Source organism: Kineobactrum salinum (assembly GCF_010669285.1).
Taxonomy (GTDB): domain Bacteria; phylum Pseudomonadota; class Gammaproteobacteria; order Pseudomonadales; family Halieaceae; genus Kineobactrum; species Kineobactrum salinum.
The window spans coordinates 3,326,740-3,352,706 of sequence record NZ_CP048711.1 but is presented as its reverse complement, the minus strand read 5'-3'; the positions used below and the strand labels follow the sequence as shown (position 1 = coordinate 3,352,706).

Annotated in this window: 19 protein-coding genes and 3 pseudogenes; 12 read left to right on the top strand and 10 right to left on the bottom strand. The window is 61.2% G+C overall.

Annotated features, from left to right (window positions below):
- Positions 1-8: 8 nt before the first annotated feature.
- Positions 9-1,376: an aspartate kinase gene (locus G3T16_RS14770; RefSeq protein ID WP_197911685.1), complete on the bottom strand. Its 1,368-nt coding sequence runs from the start codon at positions 1,374-1,376 to the stop codon at positions 9-11.
- 221 nt (positions 1,377-1,597) lie between these two features.
- On the opposite strand from G3T16_RS14770, the gene G3T16_RS14765 reads away from it, so the two are divergent.
- The 8 genes and pseudogenes from G3T16_RS14765 to G3T16_RS14730 all read left to right on the top strand — a co-directional run bounded on the left by G3T16_RS14765 (position 1,598) and on the right by G3T16_RS14730 (position 13,570).
- The gene (locus G3T16_RS14765; RefSeq protein WP_163495908.1) at positions 1,598-2,509 is read left to right on the top strand and encodes a LysR substrate-binding domain-containing protein; all 912 of its coding nucleotides are present in this window, start codon (positions 1,598-1,600) and stop codon (positions 2,507-2,509) included.
- A 186-nt stretch (positions 2,510-2,695) separates the two neighbouring features.
- The gene (locus G3T16_RS14760; protein WP_163495907.1) at positions 2,696-3,670 is read left to right on the top strand and encodes an ornithine cyclodeaminase family protein; all 975 of its coding nucleotides are present in this window, start codon (positions 2,696-2,698) and stop codon (positions 3,668-3,670) included.
- 58 nt (positions 3,671-3,728) lie between these two features.
- The gene (locus tag G3T16_RS14755; protein WP_163495906.1) at positions 3,729-5,054 is read left to right on the top strand and encodes an amidohydrolase family protein; all 1,326 of its coding nucleotides are present in this window, start codon (positions 3,729-3,731) and stop codon (positions 5,052-5,054) included.
- Positions 5,055-5,076: 22 nt separating this feature from the next.
- A complete protein-coding gene (locus G3T16_RS14750) occupies positions 5,077-7,221 on the top strand; it encodes a TonB-dependent receptor (protein WP_163495905.1) in 2,145 nt (714 codons plus the stop codon).
- 57 nt (positions 7,222-7,278) lie between these two features.
- Positions 7,279-8,462: pseudogene (locus G3T16_RS23145) on the top strand (dipeptidase).
- A 59-nt stretch (positions 8,463-8,521) separates the two neighbouring features.
- Positions 8,522-9,406 (top strand): bile acid:sodium symporter family protein, encoded by an 885-nt coding sequence (locus tag G3T16_RS14740; protein WP_163495904.1) that lies wholly within the window; start codon positions 8,522-8,524, stop codon positions 9,404-9,406.
- A 162-nt stretch (positions 9,407-9,568) separates the two neighbouring features.
- Positions 9,569-11,302, top strand: coding sequence for a PilZ domain-containing protein (locus G3T16_RS14735; protein WP_163495903.1), 1,734 nt, complete (start codon positions 9,569-9,571; stop codon positions 11,300-11,302).
- Between the two features lie 114 nt (positions 11,303-11,416).
- Positions 11,417-13,570, top strand: a complete 2,154-nt coding sequence (locus G3T16_RS14730) for a sensor domain-containing protein (protein WP_163495902.1) — start codon at positions 11,417-11,419, stop codon at positions 13,568-13,570.
- Between the two features lie 224 nt (positions 13,571-13,794).
- Here the strand turns inward: G3T16_RS14730 and G3T16_RS22025 are convergent, their stop codons facing one another.
- The 9 genes and pseudogenes from G3T16_RS22025 to G3T16_RS14685 form a co-directional block, all read right to left on the bottom strand.
- On the bottom strand, positions 13,795-14,277 hold the full coding sequence (locus G3T16_RS22025; RefSeq protein WP_332102828.1) for a hypothetical protein: 483 nt from the start codon (positions 14,275-14,277) through the stop codon (positions 13,795-13,797).
- A 6-nt stretch (positions 14,278-14,283) separates the two neighbouring features.
- Positions 14,284-14,370 (bottom strand): annotated as a pseudogene (locus G3T16_RS22850) (hypothetical protein); the annotation flags it as partial.
- 148 nt (positions 14,371-14,518) lie between these two features.
- Positions 14,519-15,355: a M48 family metalloprotease gene (locus G3T16_RS22020; RefSeq protein WP_232059099.1), complete on the bottom strand. Its 837-nt coding sequence runs from the start codon at positions 15,353-15,355 to the stop codon at positions 14,519-14,521.
- A 295-nt stretch (positions 15,356-15,650) separates the two neighbouring features.
- Positions 15,651-16,109, bottom strand: a complete 459-nt coding sequence (locus G3T16_RS14715; protein WP_163495900.1) for an SRPBCC family protein — start codon at positions 16,107-16,109, stop codon at positions 15,651-15,653.
- A 25-nt stretch (positions 16,110-16,134) separates the two neighbouring features.
- Positions 16,135-17,423, bottom strand: a pseudogene (locus G3T16_RS22015) (NAD(P)/FAD-dependent oxidoreductase).
- A gap of 131 nt (positions 17,424-17,554) precedes the next feature.
- Positions 17,555-17,944 carry a RidA family protein gene (locus G3T16_RS14700; RefSeq protein ID WP_163495897.1) on the bottom strand — a complete coding sequence of 130 codons (390 nt, stop codon included), beginning with the start codon at positions 17,942-17,944 and terminating at the stop codon, positions 17,555-17,557.
- Positions 17,941-20,142, bottom strand: a complete 2,202-nt coding sequence (locus tag G3T16_RS14695; RefSeq protein ID WP_163495896.1) for a TonB-dependent receptor — start codon at positions 20,140-20,142, stop codon at positions 17,941-17,943. Before G3T16_RS14695 ends, G3T16_RS14700 begins: the two co-directional genes overlap by 4 nt.
- A 57-nt stretch (positions 20,143-20,199) precedes the next feature.
- Positions 20,200-20,640, bottom strand: a complete 441-nt coding sequence (locus tag G3T16_RS14690) for a hypothetical protein (RefSeq protein ID WP_163495895.1) — start codon at positions 20,638-20,640, stop codon at positions 20,200-20,202.
- A 17-nt stretch (positions 20,641-20,657) separates the two neighbouring features.
- Complete coding sequence (locus tag G3T16_RS14685) at positions 20,658-21,644, bottom strand: aromatic ring-hydroxylating oxygenase subunit alpha (RefSeq protein WP_163495894.1); 987 nt, start codon at positions 21,642-21,644, stop codon at positions 20,658-20,660.
- Between the two features lie 196 nt (positions 21,645-21,840).
- Here G3T16_RS14685 and G3T16_RS14680 point away from each other — a divergent pair, with 196 nt between their 5' ends.
- The 4 genes from G3T16_RS14680 (at position 21,841) to G3T16_RS14665 (ending at position 25,945) form a co-directional block, all read left to right on the top strand.
- Positions 21,841-22,422 carry an Lrp/AsnC family transcriptional regulator gene (locus G3T16_RS14680; RefSeq protein ID WP_163495893.1) on the top strand — a complete coding sequence of 194 codons (582 nt, stop codon included), beginning with the start codon at positions 21,841-21,843 and terminating at the stop codon, positions 22,420-22,422.
- A complete protein-coding gene (locus tag G3T16_RS14675; protein WP_163495892.1) occupies positions 22,419-22,865 on the top strand; it encodes an SRPBCC family protein in 447 nt (148 codons plus the stop codon). Before G3T16_RS14680 ends, G3T16_RS14675 begins: the two co-directional genes overlap by 4 nt.
- Positions 22,865-23,716 carry a hydroxyacylglutathione hydrolase C-terminal domain-containing protein gene (locus G3T16_RS14670; RefSeq protein ID WP_163495891.1) on the top strand — a complete coding sequence of 284 codons (852 nt, stop codon included), beginning with the start codon at positions 22,865-22,867 and terminating at the stop codon, positions 23,714-23,716. Before G3T16_RS14675 ends, G3T16_RS14670 begins: the two co-directional genes overlap by 1 nt.
- Before the next feature lie 180 nt (positions 23,717-23,896).
- Positions 23,897-25,945, top strand: coding sequence for a S46 family peptidase (locus G3T16_RS14665; RefSeq protein ID WP_163495890.1), 2,049 nt, complete (start codon positions 23,897-23,899; stop codon positions 25,943-25,945).
- Positions 25,946-25,967 lie beyond the last annotated feature (22 nt).

Sequence of the window (25,967 nt, the reverse complement as noted above, 5' to 3'; positions counted from 1 at the left end):
CGCCGGGATCACTGCCGGACAAAGGCGCCGTAGAGGGCCCGCAATGCCTGCGGATAGTCTTCCGGAGCAACCCCGACGATGATGTTCAATTCGGAAGCGCCCTGGTTGATCAGACGCACGTTGATACTCTCGCCAGCCAGGGCCGTGAATACCCTGGCTGCAATTCCGGGCGTGCGGGCCATCTCCTCGCCGACTATCGCAATCAATGCAATACTGGGCACATAATCGATCTCGTCGGGTTCCAGCGTACGCCGAATCTCGTCCAGTATTTGCTCGACCCGTCCCTCCAGCCAGCGCGCCTCCAGAACCACACTGACACTGTCGATACTGGAGGGGCAGTGTTCAAACGGGATACCGTTGTGTTCCAACACCCCCAGCAAACGGTAGACAAACCCCACCTCACGGTTCATCAGGTGTTTGCCGATGGTAATCATCGCAAAACTTGTCTTGCCCGCCACTCCGGCGATCTGTGTGTTCAGCACGATCTCGGGCGACAGTTCGGCGACAATGCGAGTGCCGGGATGGCCGGGATCATTGGTGTTGCGGATCTGGACCGGAATACCCACCTCCCGCACCGGCGCCATCGCCTCCTCGTGCAATACGCTGGCTCCCATATAGGCCAATTCGCGTATTTCGGCGTAAGTGACCTCCTCCATCGGGAGAGGGTGATCGACGATGCGCGGGTCAGCCATCAGCAATCCCGATACATCTGTCCAGTTTTCATACAGCTCCGCCCGCGCCGCCCGCGCGGCCACCGCGCCGCTGACGTCCGAGCCACCGCGCGAGAAGGTCCGCACCCGCCCCTCCGCATCGCGGCCGTAGAACCCCGGGATGACATAGCGCTTGTGCGGGTCCGCGAGGCGCTCGCCCAGCAGCGTCCAGGTCTGCGCATCCACCAGGCCATTGGCCCCTATGACGATGTAATCCGCCGGCTCGACGAAGTCTGCATCCAGCCACGCCGCCAGCAGCAGGCCACAGAAGTGCTCGCCGCGGGAGGCAGCATAGTCTGCGCTTACCCCACGCTCGAGCTCTGCCTGTAATCGCTCCAGGGCTTCGCCTATCATCGGCACCATGTCCAGATCGCGCTCTATACCTGTAAACCGCTCCACTATCTGGGCAAAAGGACGGGAGAAATCCGTACCTACGCTGGCCGCGTGATGGCAAAGATAGAGCAGATCCGTGATCTTGGTATCCCCGGCATCACGTTTTCCCGGCGCCGACGGTACGATAATCTGCCGGCGCGGATCAGCCTCAATGATGGCCCGCACCTTGCGCAACTGCGCCGCGCCGGCCACGCTGGAGCCACCGAACTTGCATACAATTCGCGGCACAGCCTCCTGCACCGCTTGTTCACTGTTGTGATTGCCTTGCGTCACTGCCGCCACTCCGCTCCAAGCTGGTTGTCCGTTGCGTCGCATACTACGATCAGTTGCGGGATTCGCCAAGCCGGCGAGAGACAGAGGCCACCGGATCGATTACAGTTGCTTGCCATGCCCCGCCTACAATCAGGGCCGCAGCCCGGAACTGGTCGCAACAGCCATGGTCCGGGAAGGCAATCAAGGCGGGTTCCGCGACAAGTGACAATGACCGGTAGCCAATGGAACTTCGACACCTGCGCTATTTTTCAGCCGTAGCCGAAACCCTGCATTTCGGCAGGGCCGCGCGCAAGCTCAACATTTCGCAACCGCCCCTGACCCAGCAGATCCACAACCTTGAGGATGAACTGGGTGTACAACTGTTCGATCGGAGCAAGCGCAAGGTCGAACTGACCACGGAGGGTGAACTGTTCTACAAACGGGTGGAAGCTATTCTGCACCAGGTGGGACAGGCCGTGGTAGAAGTGCGCAAGGCGGCCCGAGGAGAGGGCGATACCCTGGTTATCGGTTACATGGGATCGACCATCTTGCGGGAGATCATCCCGCTGATCCGGAAGTTCCACCAGTTGCAGCCCGCCATCAAGCTGGAATTCGCGATCATGCGATCCGATGAGCAGTATGAAGCATTGCTGGATGGACGTATCGACGTGGGTTTCGTCGATCTTACCGTACAACCGATGTCCGAACGCTTCCGCAGCCACCATGTGGAGTTTGATCTGATCGTACACGAACGGCTGTGCCTGGCAGTCAACTACAGCCATCCGCTGGCTTCGAGCGAGGCGGTGCGGATCGCGGATCTCAGGCACGAACCCTTCGTCACACTGCAGCGCCACCTGTTTCCGTCCAACTATGACAAGATCGTCGCCCAGTGCAAGCAGGCCGGGTTCCAGCCCGATATCGTCGCCATGTCCGAACAGACAGATGTACTGCTTGCCTATGTGGCCGCTGGCGTGGGCGTCGCGCTGGTACCGTCCTGTACGTCTTCGTCCTGGAGCGGCGAACTAAGCTTCGTGCCGCTGGAGGAAACGGCCTGGGTGGATGTACACATGATCAGCAGTGCCGACAACCGTTCGCCAGTAGCAGCCAGTTTCCGTACCACCTGTGCTGACTACAGCGCGCTCCAGAACGGTTGAGCCGGGCACAGTGGGCCTGTCACCTGGACACCCGGTTGCTGCCGGAGCGCTGATCCCGCCGATAATCGCTGGCACCTTTATTGCCCATCAATACCTCCAGCCTATGAATTCAATACACAGTCAGTATTGGACCTGCCCCACGGGATTGCGAATACTCCACCCCTGCAGCTTTGGTGGAGCCAGTCAGTGATCATCCTCAACAAGCATCAGCTCAGAGCCCGGCTGGATCCGGGCACCACCATCGGGCTGATGAGAACTGCGATGCGGCAAGTCAGTGCCGGAGATTCACTGCAGCCGTTGCGCTGGGGCATGAGCATGCCCGCAGGCGGGATGATGGGCATGATGCCCGGGTATCTCGCCGAGCCCGAATGCTTCGGTATCAAGGTGGTCAACATGATGCCCGCCAATCGCGGCAGTCATTACTCTTCGCACAGCGGTTGCATGTTATTGTTCGACGCCGTCCACGGCCAGCCCCTGGCCCTGCTGGATGCCGGCGAGCTCACCGCCAGCAGGACTGCCGCGGCCAGCGCCCTGGCGACCGATCTGCTGGCCCGCGCCACTGCGCGCATTCTGGTGATCATTGGTGCCGGCGAGCAGGCCCGCGCCCATATCGACGCCTTGTGTACCGTGCGGTCGTTCGATGAGATCCGGGTCTGTTTTCGTGACCCAGACCAGTCGCAGGCCTTTTTCGCCACGGTGAATCCCCGCCATGCTGCCCGGCTGCGCGGATTTACCGACATCGCCGCGGCCATGGCGGGAGCGGATGTGGCCTGTACGGTCACCTCCTCGGCCAGCCCGGTACTGAAGGCCAGCATGCTGCAACCCGGCCTGCACATCAACCTGGTGGGCGCCTGTACCAGGGACCGGCAGGAAATTGAGACCGGTGCACTGCCAGGCTGCCGCTACCTGACCGATTCCAGCCTGTCCGCCTGGGATCAGGCGGGCGAACTCGCCACCGGCGTCGGCAGCGGCGTTATCGACGAATCCTACATTGCCGGTGAAATCGGGGCGGTCATCGACGGTGATATCGAGGGGCGCCGCAATGACGAGGAGATCACCATCTATCGCTCTCTCGGCGTAGCGGCCCAGGATCTGGTCGTGGCACACCATCTCTATCTACAGGCCACGCAAGAGTCGTTCGGGACGGAGGTCGACTTTTGAAGGCCCCCGGTTAGCTGTCGCTGGAGGGCTGCGGTCCTGGTGTGGCCTCCTCTGTGCCTTGACGCTGAGCATCTCCGCCAGCCACGGTGCTCCGGAAGTTCCCGACTCACAACTCTACACCTACCTGAATATCATCGACGGTACCGGCGCAGCGCTTCAGCGGGACATGGGTCTGCTGGTCGTCGATGGCCGCATCCAGGCCCTTGCCCCGATGGCAGAAATCGACATCGGCACTGACCAGGGCACGGAAATCATTGACGCCAGCGGACTATTTGCCCTGCCCGGCCTGATCGACAGCCACGTCCACCTGGCGACGACGCCGGAGGAGGACAGGGCCGACGAGCTGCTGCGGCGCCAGCTCTATGGTGGCATTACCTCTGTCCGCGACATGGCCGGGGATGTACGGATCCTGGCCGGGCTGGCCCGCAATACGCGTTTGCAGCAGATGGAGGGACCGGATGTGCATTACGCGGCACTGATGGCCGGTGCCAGTTTCTTTGACGACCCCCGTCCGGCGGCGTCATCGCGGGGCGGCAAAGCCGGCGCTGTACCCTGGATGCAGGCCATTGACACCGACACAGATATCGTCCAGGCGGTCGCGCTTGCCCGGGGCACTTCCGCCTCCGCCATCAAGATCTACGCCAATCTGCCTGCAGCAGAAGTCACACGCATTGCCACGGAAGCACACCGCCAGAACATCAAGGTCTGGGCACATTCGATGGTATTTCCCGCCCTGCCACGGGAGGTGGTCGCGGCCGGCGTGGACGTGATATCGCATGTCTGTCGCCTGGTGTTCGAGGCCACGGACCAGCGGCCCGCACAGTACCAGCACAAAGTCGTCCCCGCCTATCAGCAGATCGATCCCGACGACCCTCGCATTGTGGCGGTCTTTGACGAAATGGCGTCTCGCGGCACCATACTCGATGCCACCCTGGCTATGTACTTCAGGCAGGCACAGGCCTTTGAGGATGCGGCGGGGCAACCGGATGACTACAAGGGTTGTACGCCCGACTTTGCCGCCAACCTGACCCGGATTGCCCATCAGCGCGGTGTACCGGTAGCCACAGGCACCGACTTTTTCAATGACCCCGACGATCCCTGGCCCGGGCTGCTGCAGGAACTCGCGCTGTTGCGTGAGCACGCCGGGATGACACCGCTGGAAATCATTCGCTCGGCCACCCAGATCGGCGCCCGTACCCTGGGAATTGAACAGGAAACCGGGACCCTGGAGATTGGCAAGCGTGCCGACATCATTCTGCTGCAACGGGATCCGTTGCAGAGTTTCGCCAATTTTCACTCGCTGGTTTTGACCGTCAAGAACGGTCGCCAGTATCCGCGCCAGGAGTTTGATCCGGCAGCGGCAGGATTCCCGGTATTACAGTAACCGCTGGCAAAGAGAGCCTACTATGAAGCCCTACAAGCAAACAATGATTGCGCTGGCAATTGCCGGCGCCAGTACCGGCAGCGTCGCCCAGGATGCCCTGGAGGAAGTGGTGGTCACAGCGTCCAAGCGCGGCGCCAGCAGCGTCCAGGACATGCCTACCAATATCTCCGCGATAGGGGCCGACGCCCTGCAAAAAACCCATGCCATGGGCTTCCAGGACCTGTCGAAGTTTATCGCTGGCCTCAGCGCGGTGGACAATGGCCCCGGCAATCAGCAGATCATTATTCGCGGCTTGTCCTCGTCCGCCGGTGCCGCCCAGGTGGGCACCTACTTTGATGAAATCCCGACCACCGGCGCCGGCGGCACCAATGTGGCGCAAACCGACCTGCAACTGTACGATCTGGAACGGGTGGAAGTATTGCGAGGCCCGCAGGGCACACTCTATGGTAGCGGCTCCCAGGGCGGCACCCTGCGGTACATCACCAACAAGCCACAGCTGAGCGCGGTCGAGGGCTCGCTGCAGGCCGACGCAGGTACCCGTTCGCGCGGCGCAGGGGAGATCTATCAATTGAACGGGATGCTCAACGTGCCGGTTATCGACGACCGCCTTGCGTTGCGGGCAGTGGGCTTCCACCGCGATTCGGACGGCTACGTGGACCTGCCCGGGCTGGGAATCAGCAACAGCAATAGCGAAGAAACCAGCGGCGGCCGCCTGATGGCCACTCTGGTACTGGGGGAACGCACTACGCTCACCGCCTCCGGCTGGTATCAGAAGCTGGATCTCGATGACCAGCCGTTGGTCACGCAGGACGAAGATGCCCGTGACGGCCTCGTCAGGACTCCCTTCTCCGATGAGTTGGAGATGTACAACCTGACCCTGGATCACGAACTGGCCCGAGGCGATATCACCGCCACGGTGTCCCATTACAACCGGAAAACGTTTTTCTCATTCGATGTATCCCAGTTTGTCCCCGCACCGGGCAGCGTCAACCAGAACCGGGACAACGAACTGTTGAGCGCGGAGCTGCGATATGCGTCGCGGCTGCAGGGTCCGCTCCAGTTCATCGTCGGTGGCTTCTATCAGGAACGCGAGGCGAGCAACAGTTCCATCGGTTATTTTGTCGATCCCGCCACCGGGCTGGTGCCTGACTCGCCGACCAGTTTTTTTGATACCCGGGCAGATTCCGATCTCACCAACAAGGCATTGTTTGGCGAAATCACCTACACCGTCAGCGATCGGCTGGAGCTGCTGGCAGGCGTCAGGGCTTTTGAGATCGAGACCGGCTCACGAGCCAATGAACTACAATCGCCCTTCGGTGAGCCCGTGGGCCTGCAGGACCCCTTGAGCGCGGAATCCGACGATATCATCTACAAACTGCAGGCCTCCTATCGCTTCAATGAGGATATTCTGGCCTATCTGGTCTACTCCGAGGGCTTTCGCGAAGGCGGCGCCAACCCCCTCAACCTGAACACCGAGGGCGGCCTGCCGGTACCGCGTGGCTACCAGCCCGACTTCGTCAAGAATATCGAGCTGGGCTGGAAAACCGAGTGGCTGGACCGGCAACTGCGTTTCAACGGCGCGATCTATGCGATGCAGTGGGAGGATATTCAGGTCGGCCTGCTGGACCAAACCCAGGCCTTTGAGTACGTCGCCAATGCCGGCGAAGCGGACCTTTTGGGTATAGAGCTGGAATCTGTGCTGCAGCCACGGGCCCTGCCGGGCTTCAGCATCCGCTGGAACGCCAGCTACTCTGAGCAGACCCTGGCGGAGGACACTCCGGGTTACCAGGCCGGCGACATTAGCGCCGGCCGGGATGGCGACAAGCTGCCCGACACCTTCCCGTTTTCAGCCGGAATTATTGTACAGCAGCAATTTACCCTGGCAGGCTACCAGGCTCACGTCGCGTTCGATGCCTCCTACACCGGCAAGGCCCTTACAACCTTTTCCAGGCGCTCCAGTGATGCCCGCGAATACGGCGACTACATTCTCGCAGGTGCCCGTGTGGGGGCCGACATCGAGCGCTGGCAAACGGCGCTGTATGTGACCAATATCGGCGATGTCAGGGAGCCGGTAAACTGGACCGTGGAAGCCCTCGAAGGCATCCCGGACCGCATCCTGACGACCCAGCCGCGCACGGTAGGAGTATCAGTCAGCTATGAATTCTGAGCGCTGTGGGAACACACCGCTTAATCGGCCATTCCCATCCAGCAACAGGTGATCATCATGGACAAATTCAGTCGCAGGACTCTGCTGCGCTTTTCCGCCGCCAGCGCAGCTCTCTCTGCATCGGGCGTGGGATTGGCGAGGCAGGCAGGCGAGACCACCGGTTTTGATCCGGCGCAGGGCATCGTCATCAATTATCTGGGGGGCATCGGCAACCCCAACCTGCGGTTGCAGCAGGAACAGCAGAACAACGGTAGCACCCGCGCCGTGAAAAGCAGCCATGCCTATCTCGACGAACGCGCCCTGCAGGATCTGCAGGCCTCCGGAACGAGTGCCGTCAATATTACCCTGGGGCACGTGGCGGGCCCCGCAGAACCGTTCGAATACACGGTTCGGGAGATCGCCGCCTGGAACCGAATCATTGCCAGCTACCCGCAGTACCTGCTCAAGGTTCGTCGCAGCGAGGATGTACTGGAAGCCCACAAGTCGGGCCGCACCGGCGTGATTTTCGGTTTCCAGAACACCACGATGCTGGAGGAGGACGCCGGGCGGGTGGAAATCTTTGCCGGGCTGGGGTAAGAGTCGTGCAGCTCACCTACAACGTGGAGAATCGGGTGGGTGCCGGCTCCATGGTCCCGGCCAACCACGGCCTGACGGATTTTGGCCACCAGATCGTGCAGCAGCTCAATGCCAGCGCGACGCTGGTGGACCTCAGCCACAGCGGTGAGCAGACCTGCCTCGACGCCATCGAAGCCTCCAACAGCCCGATCTGCATCAGCCATACCGGCTGCCGCGCCCTGGCCGACCTGCCCCGCAACAAGACTGACCGCGAACTGCGCCTGCTGGCGGACAAGGGGGGCGTTGCAGGTATCTACTTCATGCCCTTCCTGAAAGAGGACAGTTTCCCCGATATCAATGACGTGGCACGCCATATCGAGCACGCCATCAAAATCTGTGGCGAGGACCACGTTGGGATAGGCACCGATGGCGGCACCACCGCGATCGATGACATGGCCGCCTATCACGAAATGATCGACCGGGAAATTCGGGCGCGGCAGGAAGCCGGTATCGCCGCGCGCGGCGAAAAAGCCGGCGTGGTACCCTTCCTGCCCGATCTGCAGGGGCCAGGCCAGTTCCGGCAGCTTGCCGGGCTGCTGGAGCAGCGCGGGTTGTCGCCTCGACTGGTGGAAAAGGTGATGGGGCTGAACTTCCTGCGCCTGCAACGGGATGTCTGGGGTGGTTGACCCGCGCTGCCGTATCCTGTTGATCATGCCCGGCTATGTGGGAGACGCACTGCATCATCATGTCTGAAGAATTGATTACTCTTGTCAATACGCGCATCGTCCCGCTGGGACTGATGGCGATCATGTTCAGCCTGGGCCTGTCTCTCACGCTGGCCGACTTTGCCCGGCTGCTGCGCCGCCCCCGGGCCACCGCCGTGGGTTTGACCGGGCAATTGCTGGTACTGCCATTGATCGCCTGGAGCCTGGCGCTGCTGTTCGCGCTGCCGCCGGCAATGGCTGTGGGCCTGATTATCCTGGCGGCCTGCCCTGGCGGCGTGACCTCCAATGCAGTGGTGTTCGCGGCCCGCGGCGATGTCGCGCTGTCGGTCACCCTGACAGCCTGCGCCAGCATAATCACCATTGTCAGCACACCCTTGCTGATTGGGCTGGGTCTGGCCTGGTTCTACAACGATGGCCAGGCACCCATACTCGATGTCGGCAGAACCATGCGCAGCCTGTTGCAGCTGACGGTCATACCGGTCAGCTGCGGCATGTTGCTACGCCGGGGCAGCGCGCCCCTCGCGGACCGCCTCACCGTGTATCTACGTCCGGTCTCGGTACTGATACTGGCCCTGGTCATAGGCTTTTCCGTGCTGATCAGCTTCGATCTGTTGGTCGAGAACATCCTGGTCGCGGGTCCCGTCATCCTGCTCCTGAACCTGCTGGCCATGGGCTCGGGCCTGCTGCTCGCCAGGCGCGCCCACCTGCGCGGTGACGAGGCTCTGACGCTCGCCATCGAGATCGGGGTCCAGAATGCGACCATGGCCACCTTTCTCAGCCTGTCGATACTCAACGACTGGAAGCTGGCCATTGTGCCGACCCTCTACGGCTGCATCATGCTGATCAACGCGAGTATCCTGGTACGCCTGTTTCGCCGCCACCGGACAGCGGTAAACGCCGCCTGAGCGCAGCTGCTGCCCCCCAGCAAGGCCGCCTGCTCACGGCGGCGCTGTTCGATGGAGCTGGACTCAGACACAGTAAACCACATACTCGCCATGGTATCGCTGTCAGTACCAGGAACAATCGCCTATAATAAGCAAACGAAATGCATCTTTGCAGGCTAACTCATGGCTTCCCCTCACCAGCACACTGCCCCCGCCGCCAAAGTGATCAGCAGCCTGCTGCAGAATCGCCATGAGATTTCAGTGTATGCCAAGGAGATGCCATACTCACTTTCTGCCCAAGCCGTCGAGCTGACTGCGGAAACCGGCCATCTGGTCCTCAGTGCGGAGTACGCCGGTCAGGACATCGAAAGTTACTTCAAAGATGGCTGCCTGAATCTGGACATCGAGGCACTGAAAGGACATGATGCAACCGAGCGCGATGTCTACAGCCTCAGCAACATACCGGTAAACTTTTCGAAAACGGGCCATGTCACCTATCGGCTGGAGTGCGAACTACCGCAGTCCGTGTTTGTTGAGGAAAGCCGGGGAGCGGTACGAATCCCCTTCATACTGGGTATGCACTCCCGGGTAAGCGTAGAGGTCTATCTTCACGAACTGAGTATTGAGGGGCGCTTGCGGAATCTGTCCGTTGGTGGTTGCCTGATTGATATTGCAATAGAGGACAGCGTTGCGCTGGGGGTTGACCAGGAACTGCCGGGGGTCACCATCGAGTTCCCCAATGGCGAGAGCTTCCACGCCGAGGGACGGGTCCGTCACCTGCGCCCCTTCGGCAATCACGGCTATGCCGCGATTGGTGTGGAATTCATCAACATCACTTCCACCCAGACCTCTGATCTGTTTCACTTCACCGCGGAAGTAGAACGCGAGGCCGCCTTTCGTGCGGGTATCAATGACAAGATGACCGAGCATTCTCCCCTGTTCGTTGCAGGTGCCCGGGAGAAAAAATTACAGCAGCGGGAAGAGCTGGATGGACAAATAAGGAACCGGCAATCGAAAATGGAACGGGGTGTCCTGGAGGTCGCGCACCAGTTGCAGGTGGCGCTCATGTATATCAAGACTCGCGCGATGTTGCCGAAGGAACTGCTGTACGATTGCGCGGATTCCCTGCTGTACCTGGTGTACCAGGACCGCAAGGCGCTGCTCTACGCGCTTTCCTTCCTGCGTGAAGAACCCGAGTGGGTGCGTCACGCGGTGCAGGTGGCGGCGCAGTCTGCCGATTTTTTGCTCATGCGCAACCCGCATGACGGTCAGGTGCGCGAGATCACCCTGGGAATACTCCTGCACACGCTCGGAAAGCCACTGCTGGTCAGTCGGGAACTGCCTTCCCTACGGGCTCACATGAGTCCCGAGCAAAAGCGCATGCTCAAGCAGCACAGCACGGTGCTGGGAGAGAAACTCAAGGCTCTCGGTTTCCAGCCCAGTCCCACCTGCCGGGATGTGCTGGAAAATGCCAACGAGCGGCTCGACGGGTCCGGGTATCCCGCAGGGAAACGTGATGCTGATCTGTCCGACGTCATACGCCTGATATCAGTTGTCAAGGCAGTCAACAAGCTCTCTCATGCGCGCAATGGAGTCGCTCCACGCGCGCCCCTGGATGTCTACCGTTGTATACACGAGGAATCGACAGCCTATGACAGGACCGTACTGGTGGAGTTCATCCAGCACTATGGTCTTTACCCGATCGGTGCACTTGCCCGGTTTTCAGGAGGATTCCTGGCCTGGATCATGGATGTCGATGGTCGAGGCAACCCGACCAAGGTTCATGTCGTGAAAAACCTGAAATTCATGAACGAGAACATCCACAGTACCCTGACCACTGTCGATTTCTCCCAGATCGGCAAGCTCGAGGGTATCGTAAACCCGGAAGATTATGGTGTACGACACATCAAGATCTGACCGCGCAATATTGCACTGCCACCCTTTCCCGGGCAGTTGCGCCAAGCTACACTCAGCTCCAGGTAAGCTTCCCGTGCTGACCTGTGCGTGAGCACCTAAGGGGCGACTATAATCATGAGCGTAAATCTTCCAGACCTCGATTGGCATTCCACGTTTTTCCACGGTTCGGCGCCAGCGGCGATACTTGATCGAGCACTTGTCATTGTCGCCTGTAACCGGGCCTATGAGGAAGCAAGCGGCAGAAGCCGTGAGGAGGTGCTCGGGCACGCTTTCTTCGAGCTGTTTCCAGGGGCGAGCGAGGAGCAGCGAGCCCCCATTCAAGCGTCTTGTGAGTACGCCTGGACACACCGCAGGACCCACACCGTTGAGCTAGTTACCAAGCAGCAGGGCGAAAGCCAACGCTACTGGTCTGTGGTAAATACACCGTTGTTGGATGTGAACGGAGAGGTCCGGTACCTGTTGACCCAGCCCACCAATATCACCGAACTTACCTGCTTCCGAAATGCCCTGAATCCAGACTCATTGGGAATGGCGATGGACTCGGAGACGGAAGCCGCTGAGCGTCCTCTGGGGATTCAGGAGGTTCAACAGATACTGTCAGCGCAGCGGCGCCGGTTGGAGCAATTGTTTCAGCAGGCTCCGGGCTTCGTCTGCATATTGACCGGACCACGGCATGTATACGATATGGCCAACGACGCCTATTACCAGCTGGTCGGCCACCGCGAAATCCTTGGCTATGAGGTTGCGACAGTACTGCCGGAGGTAGTGCCCCAGGGGTTTCTCGACAAGCTGAACAAGGTCTACGACACCGGCTGTCCCTTCATGGGCAGGGCTATCCCGATCGATCTCCAGCGTTCCCCGGGAGACGAACTGGAGACGGTGTTTGTCGACCTTATGTACCAGCCCATTCGCGATGATACTGACCGAATCACGGGTATTTTTGTGCAGGGCCACGATGTCACCGAAACCTATCGGCTTTCCCAGGAAGTCGCCTACCAGGCAGCACACGATCCTCTCACCGGGCTGGCCAACCGCAGGATGCTGGATGGCATTGGTGCAGAATTTGAACGGGTCGGCACTCACGTCCTGGTATATCTGGATCTCGACCATTTCAAGATCGTCAACGACCGCTGCGGCCATCATGCGGGGGACGAGCTATTGTGTCAGGTCGCCAGTATTTTGAAGAAACGAACGCGTCAGGATGACCTGCTGGTCCGCGTGGGAGGAGATGAGTTTGTTCTGCTGCTGAAGGACTGTACGGAGTCTGTGGCGCAGGAAATCGCAAACCAGCTGCGTCACGCAGTTCAGGAGCTGATTTTCGTCTGGAACGATCGTCGCTACGGCATCACGCTCAGTGCAGGGCTGGCTGTTTTTGGTAGTCCTGATGACACGCCAATTTCCCGGGCGCTGAGTCTGGCGGATTCGGCCTGCTTCCTGGCGAAAGAGAAGGGCCGCAATCGGATTCAGATCAGCAAGCCGGAGGACGAGGATATCCGGCAGCAGCAGGCTGACATGGACTGGGCCTCGCGTATCAAAGAGGCCATTGCCGACAATAACGTAGTGCTATGGGGCCAGAAAATTGTGGCGCTTGACGGCAGCAAGGACCGGCTGTGTGTCGAGCTCCTGGCGCGCTTGATTGATGACGCAGGCCAGCCCATCCCGCCCGGCGCATTCATTCCGGCAGCCGAGCGCTTCGGAATCGTCGAGCAACTGGATTACCATATCGTCGGAATGGCATTCGAGTTGATTGGGTCGCTCTCCCCGACAGTCACGTCGCCGTTGCTGTTCGTTAACCTCTCAGGGGCGACTCTCGGTAGCCAGGATTTCGTCGCCGCTATCAGTCGCATTGCCAGTGAATACCCTGGGGTCTCCCCGAGCAGCATATGTTTCGAAGTGACCGAGACGTCCGCGATAACCAATCTGGTCCGTACCGCTGAAGCCATGCAGCAGCTTGCGGACGCCGGCTTTAGCTTTGCACTGGACGACTTCGGCAGTGGAATGTCGTCATTCGGCTATCTGGAGAGACTACCAGTCGCCTATGTGAAGATTGATGGCGAGTTCATCCGGAACATGGGCACCCACATAGCCGGCGAGGCCATCGTTGAAGCGGTGACCAAAGTGGCCAGGGCCATGGATATCTTCTCTATTGCGGAATATGTAGAGGACATGGAGCAGGTCCCCCTGCTGCAAAGCCTGGGAGTCAATATGGGCCAGGGTTTTGGCATACACCGGCCTGAACCGGTAAATGACCTCTTTTCGCGGGAATAGCACACTAGTCGCCGACCTCATCACCAGCTGCCTGCGCAGCACCGATCGCCGCTGGCGAAGCTGGGAACAGTAGGCCATGCGCAAAGTTCGGTTGCTGATCGCTTCGCCACAGCGGCCAGAGCTGCGTTGGAAAAACTTGAATTAGCGCCGCTAGTACTGCATTTTCCCACCTTTCTCTGAGCGCTGGCTGTGCGCTTTAGTTACCGAACTTCACGCATGGCCCATTAGCGCACCTGCGCCTCGCGGATGCGGACCTGCACCTGTTGCCGGGCGTCCTGCAGGACAATGCCGGAGTCGACGTTGACGCTCGCGCCGGCAGGCAGGATTCTCAGTACGCGGGTTTGTCGAGCGGTTCCATCGACGGTGACAGCGCCGAAGTCCACTACCACGTTCTGCAGGTCCAACTGAGTGGCGTTTCTGAGCTGGGCAAAAAGGCGCCCGCCGCTTTCCAGAAAGGGCCGGGACTGGATATAGGTGCCGGGGTTTTCCCCGATATCCAGCCGCACAAAAGCCTGCCGGGCCTGCTGGCTCACTTCCCCCTGCCCGCTGGCAGCCGCCTGAAAATACTGCCTGGCCGCGGCGGTGTCACCCGCGTGCAGCGCAATCTTGCCCAGTTCATTCATCGCCACCGCGGTGGGCAGCAGCTCGCTGCTTCGTTCGAGGTCTGTTCGCGCCTGCTCGCGCGACCCCAGCCGGGCGTGGGCCACGCCACGGCCCAGGTAGTAGTCGAAATAGCCGGAATCCAGCGCCAGGGCTCGGTCGTAGGTTCGTACCGCCTCACGATAGCGGCCCTGGTGCAGCAGGATGTCCCCTGCAGACCCACGAAGCGGGCCTCCCGGGGAAGCGACTCCTCAGCCTGGCGCAGCTTGTCCATCGCTTCTTCAAGATCGTCGTCGGCGACTTCCTGCCGGGCCTCGTCTAAAAGAACGTAGGCGGGCTGGCTTTTCTTCAGGAAGGAGATGGCTTCCTGGTAGCGCTCGCGGCCGGTTTCCAGGTCGCGTCCCTGGGTTTGCGGCAGCAACTCCTGAACCAGTCGGCGGTTGTTCTCCACACGCTCCTGTGAGGGGGATGGCTGGCGAACAGGCCTTCCAGCCAGCCCGCCTGACTGCGCCCCTCGGAGAGTCTGACGAAGGTTTCCTGCAGCGCCACCGCCGCGGCGGGGTCGTAGCCCGCGTCCAGCATGTATCTGATGCCGTAGTAGTCGGCCTCCCGCTCCGCGTCGCGGCCATAGCTCTGACTGATCAACTGTGCGCCGAGCTGGGCCCCGCCCACAATCAGATTGGAATATTCGCTGTCGGCAGAAGCGATCATCCCCACCACCAGCGCACCCTGGAGCAAAGTACCGCGGGTCACTGACTGGGCGCCATGGCGGGCCGCCGCGTGCACGATCTCATGACCCAGCACCGCAGCCAGCTCGGCCTCGCTACCCAGCTCCACCAACAACCCGCGGTTGATCGCGATCTTGCCGCCGGGCAGCGCCCAGGCGTTGGGCACGCCGTTATTGAGAACACTGAACTCATAGGGCAAATCGCTATCGCTCACCGCCGCCAGTCGCTGTCCTACCCTGTTCACATACTCAGAGAGCTCCCTATCCACCTGATAATCGCCACCCTGACTCTGCCTGGACGGCAGGTACTGCTGTTCGCCGATACTGATCTCCTGGGCTGGAGATACCAGCGAAAATTCACTCTCCCCGGTCACCGGGTTGGTACTGCAGCCAGTGAGGTTCAGGCTGGTCAACGCCAGGATCAAGGCAATTAGGCCACCGCGACTCAATACAGACATAGTCATTCCTCCTGCAACACAGGATCTTCCGCTTGCACCGGCGTCGGGGCATTCAGTCGTGGAAGAGCCTGGCGCCGATGGCCCCGAAGAACACCAGCGCAGCAGTGAGCGGTAGCGAAGGCAGCTCGCGAGCGCCGAAGATCCTCTGCTTGCTGAATATGGGCGATTTTCGAGATATTTACAAACAGAACGAAGATAACGCTGCTACTGGGCGCGCGCCCACCAGTACCAGCCGCACCGCTGGCACTCGCTACAGGCAACGCGACGGCCGCCGCGTGGGCAGTCTCGATATCGCTCAGGCATCCACTCTACCCGCCAGGAAATTCAGCAACAGAGTATTGTTCTGGCGATACAGTGCACGAAAGTCATCGACGCCCACGCCCCGCACGGGTTCAAAGCGGGCCTCCAGCACCACCCTGCAACGACTCTCGCCCAGACTGACTACTCCCACCGCCCCCACATAAGTCACGACCGGCATTGGTCCCGGTTCCAAGATGCGGTAGGTATAGTGCATGTTACTTTCGTCGAATGTCTCAAGCCGTTCCACCAGCGGCGGTGCGCCCTCAAAGACCAGTCGCCGGATTGCACCGGGCCGGTTCGGTAGTCCTTCATATTCCGCGCTGGCGAAGAATCCCCCTGCCGCCAAGGCAGCTACATTCTCCCAGCGCAGCAGGGTCCAGACCCGGTCCGCGGGGGCGTCAATAACGCGCTCAAGTTGCACTGCACCTACTACCGCCTTGGTTTTGTCAGTCATGTTCGACTCCCGGGGATTACCGTGATCACAGGAACAAGCGGTTGCCGGTTCTGATCAGTGGAAAGATGACGGCCTGCGTCAGCCGGGGCAGCAGGCCAGCCAACGGCGCCGGGCGGATGTCCGTGATGGCAAACGCACAGTCGGCAAAGTCATCCTTTGCAATCGCGCCTCCCAGCTCCCGTCCCAGCACGGTAGCGTTGACTATGCCCTGGCCCGAGTAACCCAATGGCACATAGAGATTCGGCACGGGCTGAAAAATACGTGGCAGACGGTCGGGCACCATATCAACCCAGCCAGTCCAGACCTTGTCCCAGGGCAGCGTGCCGAGGCCCGGGAACAGGCGTTGCAGCCGCGCCTGCAACGGAGCCGCAACCCGGGACGGGCTATCGGGGCGCAGCAGCGACGGGGGCAGGGAGGCCACCAACCGGCGCTCCCTGTCGAGCATGATCCAAAACAGGTTGTACGGGCTGGAATCGGCCAGCGGCATGCCACCGGGAAGCAGTGCCGCCGCCTGCGCCGCAGCCAGCGGAGCGGTGGCTACCATCGCCAGCGGCAGCCGATAGTAGCTACCGGCCAGGCCGGGCCAGAGTTGGCCGCTATCGGTATGGGTGGCCAACACCACGGTCCGGGCCCGCACCTCGCCCGCCGACGTGACCAACCGCCAGCCGCCACCAGCCCGATGCAGGCTATGCGCCCGGACACCCGTGAAAACGGGGGCGCCACACTGCCGCGCGGCCCGGGCCAGCCCTCGCGCCAATGCCATCGGATTGAGTGTTCCCGCACGGCGCAGCAGAATCCCCCTGCATGCCGGCCGGTGCCGGCAAGACGAACCAGTTCACCGCGATCAATGGGCGTCATCGGATTGCCCAGCGCAGTCCACTGCCGCGCCATCTCCTCGAGGCCGGCGCGCGCCGCGGGCTTGTGCGCGGCCATCAGGATGCCGGATGGATCCAAATCGACCTGCAGGTCGAATTCCCGCACCAGTTCGCACAGGTAGTCCGCGCCACCGGCAATAGCGGCGTTCATCCGGGTACCCTGCTCCACGCCAAAAGCGTCCACGACGGCAGCGGGCACGGTTCCCGTCCACATGCCTGCGTAACCGGCGGCATTGCGGCCCGAGGCGCCCGCCCCCGGCTCCCCCGCCTCCAGCACGACGACATCGGCGCCCGTGCGGGCCAGCGTCAGCGCACAACTGCAACCAGTGAAACCCGCTCCCACCACCACGACATCACAGTCGACGCCCCCCGCCAGCGATTGCCGGGCGGACTTTTCCAGTGAGGTTTGTTGCCAGAGTGTTGCGCCGGAATCGGCCATCGTCACGGTACCGGTACCTGGGTGGACGTCGGCCTGTGTTTTATCGCTTGTACCAGCCATCCGGCGGCTCCTCTGCCTGCTTGTCAACGGCCTGTCCGGCAGCGGTGGTGGCGTCTGCTGCCTCCCCAGCCTCACAGCAGTGCGACGAGTTCAACCTCCACCATACACTCGACAAAGGCGAGGCGGCGCACCTCCACCGCCGTGGTGGCGGGCAGGCCGCTCGCCGGGTAGATCTCCAGGCGAACACTGTTGGCGGCCAGGAAGGCATCCATGTCGGTCACATAAATGCGCTCTGACACCACGTTGGCGAACCCCGCGTCAAACGCCTCCAGGGTGCGGCCGAGAGTGGCGTAGACCTCCCGCAACTGCGCCGCCATCTGTCCCGGATACAAGGGCTGGAACGCTTCGTCCACACTCAGCGAGCCTGCAATGTGCAGCTGGTCTCCCTGCCGCACGGCCTGGGCATAGCCGAAGGCCTTTTCGGCCTCCGGTCGCAGATGGAAACTCCGCCGGGTGCTCACAGCTGGAGGCTCAGTTCGACACCGACGATCCGGCCCGGGTCGATCTGCACGGCATCTTTTCCCAGCTGGGCATAGCCGGCGGCAAAAATGAAGCGGGAGAATGCCGAGGTGGCATAGTCACGATCCAGCAGGTTCTTCACAAACAGGGTCGCGCTCCAGTTGTTCCCGACCAGTCCCAGTTGGCCGTCCAGGGTGCTGTAGGATTTCTGGAACAGGTAGGTATCGGGATCGGCGGGATTCTGGAAATCCTGAAAGGACTGGCGCCCGACCGCATGGTAGTCCAGCCGTACCCTGCCCGCCACATCGGCGATCAGCGGCCGCTGATATTGCGCGCCCACGTTGACCGTGAAGCGGGGTGCGTTGGGCAGCTGCTGCCCCACGTACGCGTCGGTGCTGCCGTCGAAGTCCACGATTTCAGTATCGATATAACCTACGCCGGCGTTCACATCCAGACCGGCAGCGGGGCGGGCGGTGAGTTCTACCTCAACCCCCTTGATCTCCGCCTTCTCCGCATTGAGCGAGCCCTGGGTAAAGGTAGCCGCGTCGAGCTGGAAGATCTGCGGATTCAGGTGTTCGGTGTAGAAGGTCGCCAGATTGACCACCAGCCGCCGGTCGAACCAGGTCGTCTTGGCACCCAACTCATAGTTGCGCGACTTCTCGCCTTCCACCACGCGGGGAAAGGCGGAGCCCGCCGAGGCCGGGTTGAAGTTGCCGCTCTTGAAGCCCTCTGAATAGGTACCATACAGGGTCAGGCTGTCGGCCGGTACGTAGGCCAGCGAGAATTTTGGCTGCAGTTTGGAGAAGGTCTCCTTGGCCACCAGATTGGCCGCATAATCGTCGATACGGGCATCGTTACTGTCATAGCGCAGCGCGGCGGTAAGCTCGACCGTTTCGATCAGGTCATAGCTGAGCTGACCGAACAGCGCCTGCTGATCGAAGGTCACGCGGTTGTCCGCCAGCACCAGCGGCAATACACCGGAGGATACGAAGCCCCCATTGGGAGCGCTGAAACAGCTGCCCGTGAACAGGCACAGATCCAGATCCGCCGCGGTATCGATGTCCCGTTCCGAGCGCTGGTAGTAGCCACCTACAATGTAGCGCAAACGCTCCTCACCGGGCGATGTCAAACGCAACTCCTGGCTCACACTGCGGGTAAGGCGCGTCTGATAGGCCTGCGGCACCATCGGAAAGGGCGAGGTATCGAGGTCCTGATTGAAGAACACATCGATGCGGTTATAGGCTGTAATTGAAGTCAGGGTCCCCCATGGATTTTCGTAGTCGATCGCCAGGGACAGGTCGCTGATCTTGCGCTGGGTAACTGAGGGGCCGTCCTGGCTCGGTCGGGTACTGGCAATGTCAGAGGTGATCTCGCCGCCGGTATCGCCCAGTACATCGTACAGGCTGAACCAGGTGGAACCGCCCCGTTCCCGGGTGTAGGCGGCGCGCAGATCGAAGCTCAGGTCCTGGCTCGACTCGAACAGCATCCTGCCGGTGACCCGGGTTTGCCGGTTGCGGTCCAGGCCGCGACCGTCCAGTGCATTCTTGATGGTGCCATTGCCATCGCGATGCGAAACCGTAGCTCTGGCCAGCAGTCGGTCCTCAATCAAAGGCCCGCTGAGCGCCCCGAACACGCGCCAGTTGTCACCGCTGGAGGTGCTCGCCTTGAGTTCGGACTCCTGTTCATTGGTCGGCCGCCGAGTAGTGATATTGATCGCGCCCGCAATCGCGCCCTTGCCGTACAGCGCGCCCTGGGGTCCCCGCAGAACCTCCAGCCGCTCGACATCACTCAAGTCCATGGTAAAGGCATCCGAATCCGGCAGCACTACCCCATCAATGGAAAATGCGACCGCCGAAGCCTGGTTGCGGTTGGAGCCGACGCCGCGAATGGAGATGATATTGGTGGCGGTATCCTGGTCGTTGTTGATCCGGACATTGGGCGTATGGGCGAAGAAATCATCGATCCGCTCCAGCCTGCGGTCGCTGATCACGTCGGCGGAAAATGCCGTTACCGAATCGGGGATATCCTGCAGATTCTCCACCCGTTTGCGCGCACTGACCACAACCTCCTCTATGGCCCCAACATTCTGCCGCGCGCTCTGGTTCTGGGCCAGGGCGACTGTGCCGGTACTCCCCAACAGTATACTCAGTGTCAGCGCCAACAGACGCGGTTGTAGCAACAATTGCCTGGTATCTTTCATTATCCCGGTTCCCCGATTATTAATGCTGTTGACTCTCGCTCGCCGCGCGTCGCCGCCTCAGGTGAAGTCGGCCGGCAACTGCAGCGTCTCCGATTCGTTGTCCCAGATCGCCGACAGGATCAGCCAGTTATTGTCGTGACGGACGATCTGCGCAAAGGTCACACCGCGCCGTTGCTCGCCATTGAGTACGGTCACAAAGCTGCTGCGCACGCTTGCCACATTGCCAAAAGCCTCGACAGAATTGGCCAACTCAGTCTCACTGAAGTCAGTCAACGTGCCAGAGGCGCGCTGCTCTTCCATCGCCGCCACGAAGCTCTCCACCCCTATGGTCGAGGCCGAACCTGAACTCAGAGGCGCCAACACAGCCTGAGGGTGGCAGCAGGCGCGAAACGCCTGCCAGTCAGGCAGGGTGCCGGCACCCCAGCCCACCGCGGCATAGAGTCGGGGACAAAGAGCCTTTATTGCCTTCAGGTCGTCATCAGTTATGCCTGTATTCATAGCAGTCGTGTCCTGGTTCAGTTGATAAACCCGGCGGCGGGATGCGCGCGCGGATAGTTGCGTAGATACTGAAAGAAACGACCCAGCGTCTTGTCGCTGCGCGTCAGTGTGCCCGGCTTGAAACGGGCGCGCTCGACGATGGGCAGATCCTCCGTGGCCACAGCCGCCTCCAGTGCATACATGGCATCCAGGAAGCTGCTGGCGGCTGCGGGATCGCTGCCATCGTCCTCCACTCCAACCGCAAAATAGAGCCGGTTACTGCCGGGACGCGGCAGCCCCATGGGGGCGAAAAATCCGAACCAGCGACCGTCAAAGTAGCCGTCCTGCCAGTACAGATTGGTACCATAAATACCGACATGAAACCGTACCGCCACTCCGTCGCGACTGGTGCCCGAAAACCGGTAGACCATGGAGTGATCGGTCCACTCCACATCGTCGTGGGGCAGGCCATTGTCGAAGGTGATACCGTGAACGACCTGGATATGCTGCATGTCCGGTGTATTGCAGCAGATCACCCAGGGGTCCACCGGCATTTCCACCTCGTACTCCCCCGTCTTCCAGATCAGGTTCCTGGGAGCATCGGGAAAACCGGGCAGATCAAACAACGGCTCCTCGCCATTGAATGCGAACACGCAGCCGAAGCGCTCCACTGTGGGAAAAGCGAACAGCCGGGCATTGGCGGGCACCGGGTCACCCGAGCCCGTCGCCACACAGCGACCGCCGCTATCGTAACGCCAGTAGTGGAAGGGACAGCGCACCTCGTCCCCCACCATCTCGCCGGTACACAAGTCAGCACCCAGATGGGGGCAGTAGGCACTGAGTACGCTCGCTTCACCACTGGCATTGCGCACGACAATTACCCGGCCGCCGAGAAAATCAAACCCATTTACCACACCTGCCAGCACCTCGTCAGATCGGCACACGGGAAACCAGGTCTGACTGAACAGTCCGCCCTCGCCTTCAGGGGGCGGGGTCAGTGATCGGCGGGGTGCCAACTCACTCATTGCACTCTCCTTGCGTGTTGCGTGATCGACTTACAGCTGCCATGCAGAATATGTTCCCAATATGGGGATGTCAATACGAATTCATTATCAATACTAAATTATTAGTACGGATTTCGTATTTCAAAGTTATAAACTTGCGGATACCGGCGCATATTGGTAGCTTGTGCACTGCAAACATCATCGGAGAGAGCCTGCTATGGCTATCAGCAAGAAAGCTGCACGAGGCCAAGGAAAGGAGGGTAGAGGCACCACAGTGGTAGCGGACACGCCGCTGACGGTGGATACTTCGCATGAGCTGAACGCCCAGATCATTCGCCTGCTACAACAGGACGGGCGCATGCCCTACTCCACTATCGCCGCAGCCATCGGCACCTCGGAAGGTACTGTGCGCAAGCGAGTGCGCCAGCTCATCGATGACAACATCATCAGCATACAGGCGGAGGCACTGCCCGAGGCGTTCGGCTACGCCTTCAACGCGATGACCTTCATCAAGGTGGGCAAGGGCGCGGAAATCGACCCGTTGATCGCCAGGCTGAACGCAATCCCCGAGGTCTTCTACCTCATCATGACCCTGGGCCGGTTTGATGTAGGGGTGGCGACCTATCATCGCTCCCACGAAGACTTTCGCGCCTTTCTGGCCACGCACTGCTACGGTCAGTCGGATATCGGCGAAATCGAAACCAGCATGGTATTGAAAGTCCATAAAATGCGGCTGCAGTGGGACCTGCGCGACAGCACTGTCCGCGAGGCCCTGGGGGGCAGAGGCAAGGCCTCGTGATTACGATCGAAAAAGCCTCACGCTTTGCCGCGCCGGCATCACGGTTGTGGCGCCTGCTGGCCACGCATGAAGGACAGCGCCGCTCCGAACAGGGCTTCGTATCGGCGATCGAGTTTGAAGGGGAGGGTCAGGGCATGGTGCGCACCATGTATACGGACGGCCACCTGGGCGCGGGCTACGTGAAGGAAAAGCTGGTGCTCTTCGATCCCGAGGCGATGGAGATGACCTTTGAGATCATCGATACCGGCGATATCGTGCCATTTGCGGGCTATCGCGGTTCCGTCAAGGTCATCCCTGCAGGCGGCGATGCCTGTGTACTGCTCGCATGCTCAACCTTTGTGCCCGTCGATGTCGACGAGGCCCAGGCGCGAGCCGTATCGGAGGCAAACTACGCACTCTTTTTCGACAACCTGCACGCGGCACTCGCCTCGGGAGACTGGTGATGGCGGTATTGGCCCTGCGCCCTGGCACCCCTTTTGATCACTTTCACTACCTGGTTTTCTGTTCACTGACCCGCGAAGCCGCCATTGTCGACCCCTATGACGTGTCGGCAGTCCACGCGGCGGTAGCGGCCAACGACCTGCGGCTGACCACCGTGATCAATACTCACGAACACTGGGACCACGCCGGCCGCAACAGCGAGATGAAGGCCGGGGGAACAATACAGATCATGGCTCCCCGCGCTGCGGCGGGCACGCTCCAGCCCATTGATCGCGCGCTTGAAGACGGCGATCGGATCGACATAGGCCACAGCGTCTCACTTGCGGTACTGGCGACACCGGGCCACACCATGGCCCATATCAGCCTCGGTGGCCGCGATGGAGACACTCCCTTCCTGATCTCCGGTGATACCCTGTTCGCAGGCGGCGCCGGCAACTGCAACTACGGCGGCCATGCCCCCGTGCTGTTCGACACGCTGGCGCGGAAATTCGGACCGCTGGAGGGTGCTACTGTGCTCTATCCAGGGCACGACTATCTCGCACGCAACCTGCGGTTTGCCGCCCATGTCGAGCCCTCGAATCCGGCAGTAGAGGAGCTGGCCAGTCAGTTGCAAGCCACTCCTCCCGGCCAGCTGTACTTTACCACCATGGAGCAGGAGCGGCGGATCAATCCCTTCCTGCGCTGCTCCAGCCCCGGACTGCGCCAGCAGCTCGCCCGTTTGTGCCCGCACTTGCCCGCCGAGGCGAACGAGCGCGAAGTTTTTGTTGCGCTGCGTCACTACCGTGACCAGTGGGCAGACCAGGACGACCATCAAAGCGTCGCACCCCAACGCGCAACCACCGTAAGTCAATAGGTCGCCCCGCAACAGCAATTCCGGAAATTGTAAGGCGAAATTGCTGTTCCCCCGTGCAGACAGATTTCCTATACTGGCAGCTTCGCTGGCGGAGGGGCCCAGCTCTCGTGCCTCGCCCTGCCAGCACCATAACAGGATGCAAGCGGCCTCACGGACGCCTGCCAGTGCCAAGGATTTGCCATGAGAATACTGTCGTTGTTTCTAACCCTTGTCCTCACCCCTGCCCTGGCACTTGCCGCCGAGGGGATGTGGACGCTTGACAACCTGCCCCGCAACGCACTGCAAAAGAATTTCGGGTTTGAGCCGGAACCGGATTGGGTTCGGCAGGTACAGCGCGCATCGGTCCGCCTCGCAGCCGGCTGTTCCGGCTCCTTTGTATCGCCCGAGGGCCTGGTGCTCACCAACCACCATTGCCTGTGGACCTGCATCGAGCAACTGTCCAGTGCCGATGAAAATCTGCTCCAGGACGGTTTTTACGCCGCCGGCCGCGAGGCCGAGCGGCAGTGTCCCAACGTCGAGCTCAACCAGTTGATGGCAACCAGCGATGTCACCGCGGAAGTCTCCAGCGTCCCCGCGGGCGATGCGCGCCGGGCCGCAATGAGCCGCATTGAGCAGGCCTGCGTGGACGGCGACGACAGCGTGCGCTGCGATGTGGTCACCCTCTACCACGGCGGTCGCTACCACCTGTACCGCTACAAGCGCTACGACGATGTGCGCCTGGTCTGGTCGCCCGAATTGAAGGCATCCTTTTTTGGCGGCGATCCGGACAACTTCAATTTCCCCCGCTACGTCCTCGATGCTTCGTTTCTACGGGCCTATGAAAACGGTACGCCGGCCGCCACACCGGACCATTTCAACTGGAATGCGGCGGGCGCCGAGGAGGAGGAGCTGGTGTTCGTGACTGGACACCCCGGCACCACCCAGCGCCTGCTGACGGTGGCACAACTGCAGCTGCGACGGGACCTTACCCTGCTGGACCGGCTGCTCTACGTCGCCGAACTGCGCGGCATGTTGAACCAGTATGCGTCGCGGGGTGATGAGCAGGCACGCTATGCACAGAGCGAAATCCTGCGTATCGAAAACACCTACAAGGTGCTCAGAGGCCAGTTGCAGGCGCTGCAGGATCCGGCCGTATTCGCGTTCAAGCAGCGCGAGGAACAGGCTCTGCGCGACTGGGTACAGGCAGCGCCGGCACGCATTGCCGAATACGGCCAGGCCTGGGACAGAATCGCCCAGGCGCAGGAGCAGTACCGCGCGATGCATCAGCGCTATGCGATGATAGAGGGCGGACGGGGATTCCAGAGCCGCCTGTTCTCGCTGGCGCGCGCCCTGGTCCGCGCGGGCACCGAGCGCACCCTGCCCAGTGAAGAGCGCATGCGTGAATATCGCGAGACCGCGCTGCAGTCGCTGGAACGCTCGGTACTGTCACCCGCCCCCATTTACAGCGAATACGAAGAACAGAAGCTGGCCTGGTCCCTTACCAAGCTGCGCGAGGTACTCGGTACCGATGATCCCTTCGTACAACAGGTGTTCGCCGAATACGGCCCGGAGACCCTGGCGCGGAAACTGGTACGCGACACCCGCCTGTTTGACGTCGACTACCGGCGCAGTCTCTGGGAGGGCGGTGCCGAAGCCGTCGCCGCCGCGGACGATCCGATGATCCAGCTGGCCAGGCGCATCGACGGTGAGGCACGGGCACTCTACGAACGCTACGAGAACGAAGTGGAGACCGTTGAAACCGAAAACCAGCAACTGATTGCGCGGGTGTTGTTCGAGCTGGAAGGTACCGACACCTACCCGGATGCCACCCTGACCCTGCGCCTGTCCTACGGCCAGGTGCGGGGCTGGCGCGAGGGCGAACGCGAGATTCCGCCGTTTACCGAGCTGGCGGGCGCCTACCGCCGCCATACCGGGAACCCGCCCTATGCCTTGTCCGAGCGCTGGCTGGCGGAGAAGGATGCGCTGAACCTGCAGCAACGGATGAACATGGTCACCACCCACGATATCATCGGCGGCAATTCCGGCAGCCCGATGATCAACCGCGACGCGGAGGTGGTGGGCCTGATCTTCGACGGCAATATCCACTCCCTGGGCGGGGCCTACTGGTACGACGAGCGACTCAACCGGGCGGTCTCAGTTCACGCGGGCTTCATCGCCGAGGCGTTGCGTTCCGTCTATAACGCCGATGCACTGCTTGAGGAGCTGGGCCTGCAGCGCCGCTCACATTAACTACAACCTGCGGCCGATGGAC